13 protein-coding genes are annotated in these 11713 nt (G+C 59.9%); 7 read left to right on the top strand and 6 right to left on the bottom strand.

What is annotated here, in order from left to right; genetic code table 11:
• Position 1: 1 nt before the first annotated feature.
• The 5 genes from AC27HQ_RS10695 to AC27HQ_RS10675 all read right to left on the bottom strand — a co-directional run bounded on the left by AC27HQ_RS10695 (position 2) and on the right by AC27HQ_RS10675 (position 4462).
• The gene (locus AC27HQ_RS10695; protein ID WP_487156151.1) at positions 2–889 is read right to left on the bottom strand and encodes a CheR family methyltransferase; all 888 of its coding nucleotides are present in this window, start codon (positions 887–889) and stop codon (positions 2–4) included.
• 60 nt (positions 890–949) lie between these two features.
• Entirely contained in the window at positions 950–2983 is a 2034-nt protein-coding gene (locus AC27HQ_RS10690) for a methyl-accepting chemotaxis protein (RefSeq protein WP_487156150.1), read from the bottom strand.
• An 84-nt stretch (positions 2984–3067) separates the two neighbouring features.
• Positions 3068–3604 carry a chemotaxis protein CheW gene (locus tag AC27HQ_RS10685; protein ID WP_487156149.1) on the bottom strand — a complete coding sequence of 179 codons (537 nt, stop codon included), beginning with the start codon at positions 3602–3604 and terminating at the stop codon, positions 3068–3070.
• A 43-nt stretch (positions 3605–3647) separates the two neighbouring features.
• On the bottom strand, positions 3648–4013 hold the full coding sequence (gene pilH / locus AC27HQ_RS10680; RefSeq protein WP_487156148.1) for a twitching motility response regulator PilH: 366 nt from the start codon (positions 4011–4013) through the stop codon (positions 3648–3650).
• 35 nt (positions 4014–4048) lie between these two features.
• Positions 4049–4462: a response regulator gene (locus AC27HQ_RS10675; protein ID WP_487156147.1), complete on the bottom strand. Its 414-nt coding sequence runs from the start codon at positions 4460–4462 to the stop codon at positions 4049–4051.
• Positions 4463–4714: 252 nt separating this feature from the next.
• Between AC27HQ_RS10675 and gshB the strand changes: the two genes are divergently transcribed.
• The 7 genes from gshB (at position 4715) to AC27HQ_RS10640 (ending at position 10513) form a co-directional block, all read left to right on the top strand.
• Positions 4715–5677 carry a glutathione synthase gene (gene gshB / locus AC27HQ_RS10670; RefSeq protein ID WP_487156146.1) on the top strand — a complete coding sequence of 321 codons (963 nt, stop codon included), beginning with the start codon at positions 4715–4717 and terminating at the stop codon, positions 5675–5677.
• Between the two features lie 62 nt (positions 5678–5739).
• Complete coding sequence (locus AC27HQ_RS10665; protein WP_487156145.1) at positions 5740–6648, top strand: TonB family protein; 909 nt, start codon at positions 5740–5742, stop codon at positions 6646–6648.
• Between the two features lie 79 nt (positions 6649–6727).
• Positions 6728–7297 (top strand): YqgE/AlgH family protein, encoded by a 570-nt coding sequence (locus tag AC27HQ_RS10660; RefSeq protein WP_487156144.1) that lies wholly within the window; start codon positions 6728–6730, stop codon positions 7295–7297.
• The gene (ruvX, locus tag AC27HQ_RS10655; protein ID WP_487156143.1) at positions 7294–7731 is read left to right on the top strand and encodes a Holliday junction resolvase RuvX; all 438 of its coding nucleotides are present in this window, start codon (positions 7294–7296) and stop codon (positions 7729–7731) included. The genes AC27HQ_RS10660 and ruvX overlap by 4 nt, the downstream gene beginning before the upstream one ends.
• Entirely contained in the window at positions 7728–8240 is a 513-nt protein-coding gene (gene pyrR, locus AC27HQ_RS10650) for a bifunctional pyr operon transcriptional regulator/uracil phosphoribosyltransferase PyrR (RefSeq protein WP_487156142.1), read from the top strand. Before ruvX ends, pyrR begins: the two co-directional genes overlap by 4 nt.
• Positions 8241–8247: 7 nt before the next feature.
• Positions 8248–9258 carry an aspartate carbamoyltransferase catalytic subunit gene (locus AC27HQ_RS10645; protein ID WP_487156141.1) on the top strand — a complete coding sequence of 337 codons (1011 nt, stop codon included), beginning with the start codon at positions 8248–8250 and terminating at the stop codon, positions 9256–9258.
• A complete protein-coding gene (locus tag AC27HQ_RS10640) occupies positions 9242–10513 on the top strand; it encodes a dihydroorotase (protein WP_487156140.1) in 1272 nt (423 codons plus the stop codon). The genes AC27HQ_RS10645 and AC27HQ_RS10640 overlap by 17 nt, the downstream gene beginning before the upstream one ends.
• A 45-nt stretch (positions 10514–10558) precedes the next feature.
• On the opposite strand, the gene AC27HQ_RS10635 is transcribed toward AC27HQ_RS10640, so the two are convergent.
• On the bottom strand, positions 10559–11698 hold the full coding sequence (locus tag AC27HQ_RS10635) for a PilT/PilU family type 4a pilus ATPase (protein WP_487156139.1): 1140 nt from the start codon (positions 11696–11698) through the stop codon (positions 10559–10561).
• Between the last annotated feature and the right edge of the window lie 15 nt (positions 11699–11713).

Here is an 11713-nt window from a genome sequence, read left to right as displayed (position 1 = left end):
TTCACTCCAGACTTTCATGAGTATCCCGCCGCACGTAAGCCTGTACCCGTTCATCGGGCAGACGCTCCAGCAGGGGGTTGTTCCAGTCAACTATCTCACCCAGGCCGATGACCAGCATGCCACCTGGTGCCAGCCGTTTGGCCAGCAGATTCAGCAGGTCGCGACGCCGCCAGCGGCGGAAGTAGATAAGCAGGTTCTGGCAAAAGATGATATCCAGGTCCCGAATCGGGGCCTGGGCCAGTTCCAGGATGTTCAGCCTGGTAAAGCAGATACGTTCACGTAGAGCCGGCAGTATCTGGTACTGCCCGCTATCGGAAAGATGCAACCATTTGCTCCGCTCCAGCTCGGTCAGGCCACCCAGGCGGCCTGCGCTGAACTGTCCGGCACGGCCCTGCTCCAGGGCCTTGAGACTGATATCGGTAGCCCAGATGCCATAGCCGGGACGTTGCTCGACGGGCTGGCTGAGCAGACTCTGCTCACTGATGATGGCCAGTGAATAGGCCTCCTCACCACTGGCACAACCCACACTCCAGAGCTGCAGCGGGCGGTCAGCCGGCCGTGTCTTGAGCAGACTTTGCAAATGCCGGGAAACGCAATCAAAGGACGGACGATGACGCATGAAGCTGGTTTCGCGCACCGTCAGCTTGTCGATCAGGGCAGACCATTCGATGGCACCGGTAGGGCCATCGGTAACGTGCTCGTAGTAGGCCTGGTAATCGCTGATCTGCAATTCCCGCATGCGCGCACAGAGACTGGTTTGCAGGAACACCTTACGTTGGTCATTGACGCAAACACCGGTTCGCGCCTCAAGCAACGACTGCCACTGATGGAATTGCTGAGAATCCATCTCCGGCAGTTGCTGCAATGACCAATTAGGCGTTCTTTGCACAGTATGTCCTTCGCTCATGCCGGCTGGCGGGCTGCCCTGAGGCCGCCCGCGCTCCTGGTATTACTGATTGGGCAACGTGAAGCCGGCAACCGACTCGCGCATCGACTCGGCCTGGGCGGCCAGATCGCCAATGCTGCGCGCGGTAGCGGTAGTACCCGCGGACGTCTGCGAGGTAATCTCCTGAATCACGTTCATGGTGTTGGAGATGTGACCCGCAGAAGATGCCTGCTGACGTGCCGCGTTGGAGATGTTTTGAATCAAGGCTGCAAGGCTGGTGGATACCTTTTCGATTTCCTCCAGTGCCACACCCGCATCCTGTGCCAGTCGTGCTCCACGAACTACTTCCGAGGTGGTCTGCTCCATCGAGATAACCGCTTCGTTGGTATCGGTCTGAATGGTTTTTACCAGTGCCTCGATCTGCTTGGTCGCCGCTGAGGAACGTTCTGCCAGTCGCTGTACTTCGTCCGCAACCACCGCAAAGCCTCGACCTGCATCACCGGCCATGGAGGCCTGAATCGCCGCGTTCAATGCCAGAATGTTGGTTTGGTCGGCAATATCGTTAATCAGACTTACGATGTCACCAATCTCCTGGGACGATTCACCCAGTCGCTTGATCCGCTTGGAAGTGTCCTGAATCTGCTCGCGAATAGTATCCATGCCGGTGATGGTGTTCTGCACCACCTCGTTACCGCGACCGGCGATGGCTACCGAGCGCTCCGCTACCGCAGCTGACTCGGCGGCGTTGGCGGATACCTGGTCAATCGACACGGCCATTTCGTTCACAGCAGCAGAGGCACCGGCAATTTCCTGCGCCTGGTGCTCGGATGCTTCGGCCAGATGCATCGCCGTGCCCTGGGTTTCCTGGGCCGCCGTCGATACCCGCAAGGCGGTCTCGTTAATCGTGCCGACCAGGGCGCGCAGTTGGTCGATGGTAAAGTTGATGGAGTCAGCAATGGCACCCGTGAAATCTTCGGATACCGTCGCTTCCGCTGTCAGGTCACCGTCTGCAAGGTCAGCGATCTCATCCAGCAGACGCAGAATCGCAGCCTGGTTCTTGTCATTCTTTTCGGCGGTTTCGGCCAGACGCAGGCGCGTCTCGCGGGTCATCTGCACACCGATCAGCAGAATGCTACCCAGCGCGATCAGACCAAAAACGTAACCGAACAGGGTGTTGATCCAGCGCGCATCGCTGCGGGCTTCAAAACCCTGGGTCAGGGTCGATACGTTTTCCAGCAGCAACTGGGAGTCGTCAAAGATGCTGGTAGCCGCCTGGCTCACGTCATAGAGCTCGGGGGAGGTCAGCAGAATTTCTTCAACCGAATCGGATACGAAGGTGAACTGCTCGGCAATCGACTCCAGCAGCAGCACGGCTTCAAAGTCGGTCACCTGCTGAATACCCATGGTCGCATTGCCCTGCAACATGCCCTGCAGAACCTCACCATAAAGGCTGGTATCGACCCGGAAGTTCTCTGCCGCCATCACGGCGTCGTCGCCACCCGCCAACACACTGTTGACCGAGTTGAGGATTCGTTCGGCATACAGTGCCTGGCGCTGGGCGATGGCGACCTGGTCCGCTGGCGCGCCGATATCGATCAGCACTTCCACCACGTCTTCGTACTCAATCTGCATCTGCGGAATGGTGTCAGCCAGGGTCAGGGCAACCTCATTCAGCGTCAGTACCGTGGTCTGGCTGGAGATAATACTGTCAGCATTGACCCGTACCCGATCCCAGTCAGCCTGAGCCAGTGCGAGCGGCTCCTGCAATGCCGACGGCGTGGCGGGCAGACCGGTTTCCTGGCGACCATCGGTCAGGTAGTTCCAGCGCGCCTGGAAGTCGTCACGGGCTTCGCGCAGCTGGCCGAAGGCCTCGGCGTTACCACCGGCGGCCTCGGTCGCGGTCTTGGAAATCTGCTGCGAGAGTACGCGCAGCTCACCGGCGTGACCGATGTATTCCGTGTCATAACCACTCTGGATGTTCAGGTACAGGAAGTTGACGAACAGCAGCAGCAACGAAAGAATCAGCGCCACGAACAGGCCGCTGAGCGTACGATTGCTTCGCATGGTGGACAGTAACTGTATATCGAGCTTTTTCATCATCTGGCCCCTACCTGGCCTACCACATGGTTCTTGTTGTTACTCATGTCTGTCGCGTTACCGGACTGGCCGGTCGCCCCCTGATCAGATCGCCACATCAAGAAACGCCTGATCACGTGCCAATGCCCGGAAGTTGAACACCAATGTGGGGGTGTCCTGGACATAAGCTCCCACCACGAAGGGTCGAAAGACCTCGTCGAGGGTGGGCAAGTCTGTAGAAAAATGGTTAACCGGAAAGTGCTGCATACCCAGAAGCTCATCCACCAGCAGGCCAACGAACAGATCATCCCGGTCAAGCACCAGAACGCGTCGCTGTTTGCGTGGAATAGTTAGGGTAGACCCAAAGAAACGGCTGAGATCAACGATCGGCAACAGGCGGCCGCGCACGTTGGCAACCCCTCTGACCCAGGTCTTGACCCTGGGCAGGGCGGTATAACGGGGTTCGTGCAGGATTTCACTAACCTCCCCCATGGCCGCAACCATGGGCTGGCCGGCCACCCTGAAACCGACACCGCTCCAGGTTTCACTGAGCACGTCCTGCGCAGGCAGACCGATGGCCTGACTGCGACACCGCTGCTCCAGCTGCCGAAGAATATCGAAGGGGTGTATTGTTTCTGCCATGCCGAGCCTGTTCTGGTTGTTATGCGGCAATGTGCGGGGAAGGTCAGCTTCCCAGCACGGACTTCAAGGTCGAGATCAGCGTAGCCTCTTCAACCGGCTTGGTCAGATAGTCACGCGCGCCTTGACGCTTGCCCCAGACCTTGTCGGTTTCCTGATCCTTGGTGGTCACGATAATCACCGGGATATGCGCTGTTTCAGAATCCTTGGTCAACTGCCGGGTGGCCTGAAAGCCGTTGAGACCGGGCATGACGATATCCATCAGCACGGCATCGGGCTTCTCCTGGCGACACAGGGCAACGCCATCGGCACCGTTTTCGGCCTTGAGCACTTCATGACCATGTTTTTCCAGCATGCCGGTCAGCTTATACAGCTCGGTCGGCGAATCATCTACTACGAGAATGCGGGCCATTTGACTCCCCCGATATGGCGATGGGTACTCCAGGATCAAACCCCGGAGGCACCCGCTAAATCATCAGATTGCGGAACATGGGCGCGGATTGCACCCAACAACTCTTCCTTGCTGAACGGCTTGGTCAGATACTGATCCGAGCCAACGATACGCCCCTTGGCCTTATCGAACAGGCCGTCCTTGCTGGACAGCATGATCACCGGCGTGGACCTGAACGCACTGTTGTTCTTGATCAGCGCACAGGTCTGATATCCATCAAGCCGTGGCATCATGATGTCGACAAAGATGATATCGGGGTGGTTGTCTGCGATTTTGGCCAATGCGTCAAAGCCGTCAACGGCGGTGATGACCGTACATCCAACCTTCTTGAGCAAAGTCTCTGCCGTTCGACGAATCGTCTTGCTGTCGTCAATCACCATGACTTTCAGGCTTTCGAAATTTTCTTCCATATGACCAGCCCTTGTTATTGATGGTGGGTCGTTTGCGCAAACGGCATGGCGCCAAGCGTACAACCAGCCAATCCCTTTTCGCGTACTTTTAACATAGTTTATCCAGTCAATCTATTGAGCAACGCGTTTTTATGCTTTTTGTCCCGATGCGTCAGGTATGAGACATCCAGAGCCATTAGTCAACCTTCACCCGGACCCGAGCAGAGAGTACACTCTGTGACTCCCAGCCCTTTGAAGCGGAAGCCTTATAGCATGAGTATACGTCTTGGCATCGTGATGGATCCGATTCAGTCAATCCACTACAAGAAAGACAGCTCCCTGGCCATGCTGCTCGCCGCCCAAAAACGCGGCTGGACACTCTTCTACATGGAGCCCGAGGACCTGTTTCTGGCCAACGGCCAGGCCATGGGTTCCATACGCCCCCTGCAGGTCTTTGCCGACCCGCAACGCTGGTTTGAGCTGGGTGACGCCAGCCAGCAATCGCTCGCCTCGCTGGATGTGATCCTGATGCGCAAGGATCCGCCCTTCGATAACGAGTTTCTGTATGCCACCCACATACTCGAAGCTGCCGAGCGCGAAGGCGTGCTGATCGTCAATCGACCTGCCAGCCTGCGCGACTGCAACGAAAAGTTGTTCGCTACCCAGTTCCCCCAGTGCACGCCAGAAAACATCGTTACCCGACGCAGCGACATTCTGCGCTCTTTTGCCAAACAACACCGTGACGTCATTCTCAAACCGCTCGATGGCATGGGTGGATCGCAGATATTTCGCATCCGCGAAGGCGATCCAAACCTCAGTGTGATCATTGAAACCCTGACCGATCATGGCCGCCAGCAAATCATGGCGCAGCGCTACTTGCCCGAGATTGTCGATGGCGACAAGCGCATCCTGATGATTGATGGCGAGCCGCTGGATTATTGTCTTGCGCGCATTCCGCAACAGGGCGAAACCCGTGGCAATCTGGCCGCCGGCGGTCGTGGCGAGGCCCGCCCGCTGACCGAGCGCGACCGCTGGATCGCCAACCAGGTAGGACCGAGCCTGAAGGCACGCGGCCTGCTGTTTGTTGGCCTGGATGTGATCGGCGACTATCTGACCGAGATCAATGTCACCAGTCCAACCTGCATCCGTGAAATTGATGCAGCCTACAACACTGACATCGGCGGCCAACTGATGGAGGCCATTGACCAGCTTCTCAAAGCACGCACGCGTGCATAGACTTTTAGCGGCCGGCGCGGCAGACTTTGGCAGGATTGCCCGCAACGGCCACTATGGACAGCATGAATACAGCAGCGACAGCCCCGGATTTGATTAACAGCCCCGCCAGCGTGACGGTGACCGCACGTGACCGTCTGGGTTTTACCCTGTTTCTCGCCGGGGTCGTGCATGCCCTTGTCATCCTCGGCATCACCTTTGACCTGCCCAGCCCCAGCGAGCTGTCGAAAACTCTGGAAATCACCCTGGCGACCCAGCCCAGTGACCGACCGCCGGAGCAGGCTGACTATCTGGCCCAGGTCAACCAGGAAGGCAGCGGCACCCTGGAACATAAAGCCGCGCCCAGCACCACAGAAGAAGCGGTTTTCCAGAGCGACCAGATCAATGAGGTCAGCCCCCCCCAGGAAGCCACCGCACCGCCACCGGAACCCCAGGTCGCGTTACCGGTTGTCACCACCCGTGCACCCAGCCCTGAACGCCTGCAGCTGGAGGCGCCACAGACGGAGTCGGTCCCGGCCAACCCGGCCAATCAGCGTTTCGACATCCAGCGCCTGAGCAGCGAGATTGCCAGTCTCGAGGCGCAACTGGCAGAAGAGCGCCAGCAGTACGCCAATCGCCCTCGAGTGCACCGCCTGAACGCCGCCTCGACCATGCAGGACAAAGGTGCGTATTACAAGGATGACTGGCGCCGCAAGGTCGAACGCATCGGCAATCAAAACTACCCGGCAGAAGCCCGCGAAAACCGCATATACGGCAGTCTGCGCCTGCTGGTGGCGATCAACCGCGACGGCACCCTGCGCGACGTACAGATCCTTGAGTCGTCGGGTCACCGCGTACTGGACAATGCCGCCATCCGCATCGTACGTCTGGCCTCGCCCTACGCCCCTTTTACTGGCGACCTGATGGATGTGGATGTGCTGGAGATCATCCGCACTTGGCGCTTCGAGCCGGGCGACCGGGTGTCCAGCTTCTGAATTCGCGCCAGCCTCGGCCCATTCCGGTCGACCTGCGCCAAGGCTTGAAGCTTGGGTTGCAAAGCCCAATACTAGGGTCATGAGCAAAACCACATCGAGCTACCTCAAGCACCACTTTCTGTTGGCCATGCCCCACATGGCCGATCCGCGTTTCGTCAACAGCCTGATCTACCTTTGTGACCACAGTGCCGAAGGCGCCATGGGGCTGGTGGTCAACCAACCCAGTGAGCTGGACCTCAGCGACATTCTCGATCAACTGCAGCCTGCCATTGATACCCCGGACCTGCGCAGCAGCCTGCCGGTATACAACGGCGGACCGGTACAGACCGACCGTGGCTTTGTCCTGCATGATGGCGGCCAGCGCTGGCAAGCCAGCATGGACCTCGGCCCGCTGACCCTGACTACCTCGCGGGATGTGCTACCGGACATCGCCCACGGCATTGGCCCGCAGCGCGCATTGATCGCCCTGGGTTATGCCGGCTGGGGTGCCGGTCAGCTTGATCAGGAGTTGATCGACAACGTCTGGCTTAGCTGCCCGGCGGATGAACATATCCTCTTCGACCTGCCCAGCGAGCAACGCCTGGCCGCTGCTGCACGCAGCCTGGGCGTTGATCTGCACCTGCTGACCAGCCAGGCCGGGCACGCATGAGTGCAGCGCGCCGCGCCATGGCCTTTGACTACGGCACCAAACAGATCGGTGTGGCGGTGGGGGGCACCCTGACCGGCCGGGCCGAACCCGTCAGCGTGTTGCGGGCCCGTGATGGTGTCCCGGACTGGGAACAGATTGCCCGCCTGATCCAGGAATGGCAGCCCGACTGCCTGGTCGTCGGGCTGCCACTGAACATGGATGGCAGCCCCAGCGACATGAGCGCGCGGGCAGAGAAGTTTTCCCGGCGCCTGCATGGCCGCTTCAACCTGCCGGTACATTGCATTGATGAACGCCTGAGTACCTTTGAAGCCAAACAGCATGTACGTGACAGCGGCCGCACACCGGCCAGTTACCGCGACAATCCGGTCGACAGTCTGGCGGCTGCGCTGCTGCTGGAAACCTGGCTAGGTGACCAACCCAAGGAGATGCCATGAGTACCCTGCCCGAGGTCAAACCGCTGCTGCAGCGCATGGCCAGCGATCTGACCGACTATCTACATAAGCGCCAATTCAATGACCCGGCGCTGGTCGGCATTCATACCGGCGGCGTGTGGATTGCCGAGCAACTGCAGGCCCTGTGTCTGCCGGACGCGCCGCTCGGCACCCTGGATATCGCCTTCTACCGAGACGACTTCGAGCAGAACGGCCTGCCCCAGGGCGTGCGCCCCTCAGCCCTGCCTTTCAGCGTCGAGGATCGCCATCTGATCCTGGTCGACGATGTACTGATGACCGGCCGCACCATTCGCGCCGCCTTGAACGAGCTGTTCGATTACGGCCGACCCGCCTCGGTCACGCTGGTCACCCTGGTCGACATCGAAGCGCGGCAACTGCCGATCCGGGCCGACATCCTTGGCGCAACACTGGCCCTGCCCGCCGGGCAACGGATAAAATTGACCGGTCCAGACCCGCTGCAACTGACCCTGAATCCCGCTGCCAAGCACTGAGAGGCCCATGAGTACGCCATCACGCCACCTACAACTGAATCATCAGGGCCAGTTGCGACATTTCCTCAGCATTGAGAGCCTGTCCTGCGAAATCCTGACCGAGCTACTGGATACCGCCGACTCCTTCCTCGAAGTGGGTGAACGCGCGGTTAAAAAAGTCCCGCTGCTGCGCGGCAAGACCGTGTGCAACGTGTTCTTCGAAAACTCCACCCGCACCCGCACCACCTTCGAGCTGGCGGCCAAGCGCCTGTCCGCCGACGTGCTCAACCTGAACATTCAAACCTCCTCGACCAGCAAGGGTGAGACGCTGTACGACACCCTGCGCAACCTTGAGGCCATGGCTGCCGACATGTTTGTGGTGCGCCATGGCGACTCCGGTGCCGCACACTTTATCGCCGAGCACGTGTGCCCGGATGTGGCGATCATCAATGCCGGTGACGGTAACCACGCGCACCCGACCCAGGCCATGCTCGACATGCTGACCATCCGCCGGCATGCCGGTGACTTCCGCAACCTCTCGGTGGCCATCGTCGGCGACATTCTGCATTCACGGGTGGCGCGCTCGAACATGCTGGCGCTGAAAACCCTGGGCTGTCCGGATATTCGCGTGATCGCCCCGCGCACCCTGCTGCCCTCAGGCATCGAGCAATACGGTGTGCGGGTCTTCAATGACCTGCGCATCGGTCTGCGTGATGTTGATGTGGTGATCATGCTGCGCCTGCAGAAGGAGCGCATGCAAAGCGGGCTACTGCCCAGCGAAGGCGAGTTTTACCGGCTCTACGGCCTGACCCGCGAGACCCTGGCGCTGGCCAAACCAGGCGCGCTGGTCATGCACCCGGGACCGATCAATCGCGGCGTGGAAATCGAATCGGAAGTGGCGGACGGCCCGCAGTCGGTGATCCTCAATCAGGTTACCTACGGCATCGCCGTGCGCATGGCCGTGATGTCCATGGCCATGGCCGGTCAGAGCAGCCAACGTCAGCATAACCAGGAAGCACAGCATGCGACTGAGCATTGAAGGCGCCCGGGTCATAGACCCGGCCAGCCAGTTTGACCAGATCACCGATCTGCATATTGCCGCCGGTCATATCGTCGGTATCGGCGCCGCGCCCGAAGGCTTTGTCGCCAACCAGAAAATTGATGCCCGCGGATTGATCGCCAGCCCCGGACTGGTCGACCTCAACGTCAGCCTGCGTGAGCCGGGCCGCAGCCGCAAGGGCACCATCGACAGCGAAACCCGCGCCGCCGCAGCCGGTGGCGTGACCAGCCTGTGCAGTCTGCCGGACAGCCAGCCGGTGCTGGATACCCCGGCGGTAGCCGAGCTGATTCTTGATCGTGCCGAGCGCGCCGGTCAGGTGCGGGTATTCCCGCTCGGCGCGTTGACCCGCGGCCTCGACGGCGAACACCTGAGCGAGCTGGTGGCCCTGCGTGATGTCGGTTGTGTGGCCTTTACCCAGGGTCTGGCACCGATGAAGAGCAACCGCATCCTGCGCCGGGCGCTGGAATACGCTGCCGGCTTTGATCTTCCGGTGATTTTCATGCCCCAGGACGCCGACATCGCCGAAGGCGGCAGCGCCCATGAAGGCCCGACCGCATCGCGCCTGGGTCTGGTTGGCATTCCGGAAACCGCTGAAACCGTGGCCCTGGCCCGCGACCTGCTGCTGGTCGAGCAGACCGGTGTGCAGGCCCATTTCAGCGGCCTGACCAGTGCCCGCGCCATGGATATGCTGGCCACCGCCCAAGCCCGTGGCTTGCGCGTCAGCGCCGATGTGGCCATGTACCAGTTACTGCTCTGCGACGAAGACCTGCAGGGGTTTTCCAGCCTGCTGCATGTGCAACCGCCGCTGCGCAGCAGTCAGGATCGTCGCGCCCTGCGTGAAGCCGTTCAGAGTGGCGTGGTGCAGGCCATTGCTTCGCACCACCAGCCCCACGAGCAGGAAGCCAAACGCGTCCCCTTTGCCGCCTCGGCACCGGGCATCAGCAGTATCGAGATACTCCTGCCGCTGGCCCTGACCCTGGTTGCCGACGGCCTGCTGGAACTGCCAGCCCTGCTGTCGCGCCTGACCTGCGGTCCGGCCCAGGCACTGAATCTGCCCGCCGGACGCCTGGCACTGGACGAACGGGCGGACATTACCCTGTTCAACCCGGCCAGCGACAGTCAGATTGGCCAGAACTGGCTATCCAAGGGTGCCAACTGCCCGTTCATTGGCCAGACCGCACCGGGCAAGGTCAGCCACACCCTGTGTAACGGCAAACTGGTATTTCAGGCATAAAAAAACCGCCAGGGCCTGAGGCTCTGGCGGTTTCCTGATAACTGCTCAGCGGCGGTGGTCGGCCGTTTCGTCGGCTTCCAGAGCAAAGTCGTTGTTGCTGCCCATCAGATGCTTGCCGTCTGTTTCCGAACCCAGCTTGATCAGCAGACGCAGGTCGTTGGCCGAATCGGCGTGGGCCAGGGCATCTTCATAGGTGATTTCACCCTGACTGTAGAGGCGGTACAACGCCTGATCAAAGGTCTGCATACCCAGTTCGTTGGAGCGTGCCATCAGTGGCTTGAGCTCGTGAACCTCGCCCTTGCGGATCATATCGGCGGCCAGCGGGGTATTCAGCAACACTTCAATCGCCGCCCGACGACCCTTGCCATCCGGCGTCGGAATCAGCTGCTGAGCCACAATCGCCTTGAGGTTCAACGAGAGATCCATCCACACCTGCTGGTGCATCTCATTCGGGAAGAAGTGGATGATACGATCCAGCGCCTGGTTGGCGTTGTTGGCGTGCAGGGTGGCCAGACACAGGTGACCGGTTTCAGCAAAGGCTACCGCGTGGTCCATCGTCTCGCGGGTCCGCACCTCACCAATCAGAATCACGTCCGGAGCCTGACGCAGGGTGTTCTTCAGGGCGACTTCAAAGGACTCGGTATCGATCCCCACTTCACGCTGGGTAACGATGCAGTTCTGGTGTTGGTGAATAAATTCGATCGGGTCTTCGATGGTAATGATATGACCGCTGGAGTTCTTGTTGCGGTAACCGATCATCGAGGCCAGCGACGTGGACTTACCGGTACCGGTAGCACCCACAAAGATAACCAGACCACGCTTGGTCATCGCCAGCTTCTTGAGGATCTCCGGCAGACGCAGCTCTTCCATGCTGGGGATATTGACTTCAATACGGCGCAGTACCATCCCTACCAGGTTGCGCTGATAGAAGGCGCTGACGCGGAAACGGCCAATGCCCCGGGCACTGATGGCAAAGTTGCACTCACGCTTTTCGGCAAACTCGCGGCGCTGTGATTCGGTCATGACGCCGAGTACGGTTTCACGGGTCTGTTCAGGGGACAGCGGGGTCTTGGTGACGGGCAGAATCTTGCCGTGCACCTTCATGCTGGGCGCGACACCCGCGGTAATAAACAGATCCGATGAGCCCTTTTCGACCATCAGACGCAACAGCTTTTCAAACTCCATCTTAAGCCTCTTCTT

Source organism: Halopseudomonas sp. 4NH20-0008, assembly GCF_057548395.1.
This window is presented reverse-complemented; position numbering and strand designations above follow the sequence as displayed.

Coding starts and splice junctions, on each gene's coding strand:
- AC27HQ_RS10665 (WP_487156145.1), top strand. CDS start 5,740: ATGAATACAGCAGCGACAGCCCCGGATTTGATTAACAGCCCCGCCAGC.
- gshB (WP_487156146.1), top strand. CDS start 4,715: ATGAGTATACGTCTTGGCATCGTGATGGATCCGATTCAGTCAATCCAC.
- AC27HQ_RS10635 (WP_487156139.1), bottom strand. CDS start 11,698: ATGGAGTTTGAAAAGCTGTTGCGTCTGATGGTCGAAAAGGGCTCATCG.
- pilH (WP_487156148.1), bottom strand. CDS start 4,013: ATGGCCCGCATTCTCGTAGTAGATGATTCGCCGACCGAGCTGTATAAG.
- AC27HQ_RS10660 (WP_487156144.1), top strand. CDS start 6,728: ATGAGCAAAACCACATCGAGCTACCTCAAGCACCACTTTCTGTTGGCC.
- AC27HQ_RS10690 (WP_487156150.1), bottom strand. CDS start 2,983: ATGAAAAAGCTCGATATACAGTTACTGTCCACCATGCGAAGCAATCGT.
- pyrR (WP_487156142.1), top strand. CDS start 7,728: ATGAGTACCCTGCCCGAGGTCAAACCGCTGCTGCAGCGCATGGCCAGC.
- AC27HQ_RS10645 (WP_487156141.1), top strand. CDS start 8,248: ATGAGTACGCCATCACGCCACCTACAACTGAATCATCAGGGCCAGTTG.
- AC27HQ_RS10685 (WP_487156149.1), bottom strand. CDS start 3,604: ATGGCAGAAACAATACACCCCTTCGATATTCTTCGGCAGCTGGAGCAG.
- AC27HQ_RS10675 (WP_487156147.1), bottom strand. CDS start 4,462: ATGGAAGAAAATTTCGAAAGCCTGAAAGTCATGGTGATTGACGACAGC.
- AC27HQ_RS10640 (WP_487156140.1), top strand. CDS start 9,242: ATGCGACTGAGCATTGAAGGCGCCCGGGTCATAGACCCGGCCAGCCAG.
- ruvX (WP_487156143.1), top strand. CDS start 7,294: ATGAGTGCAGCGCGCCGCGCCATGGCCTTTGACTACGGCACCAAACAG.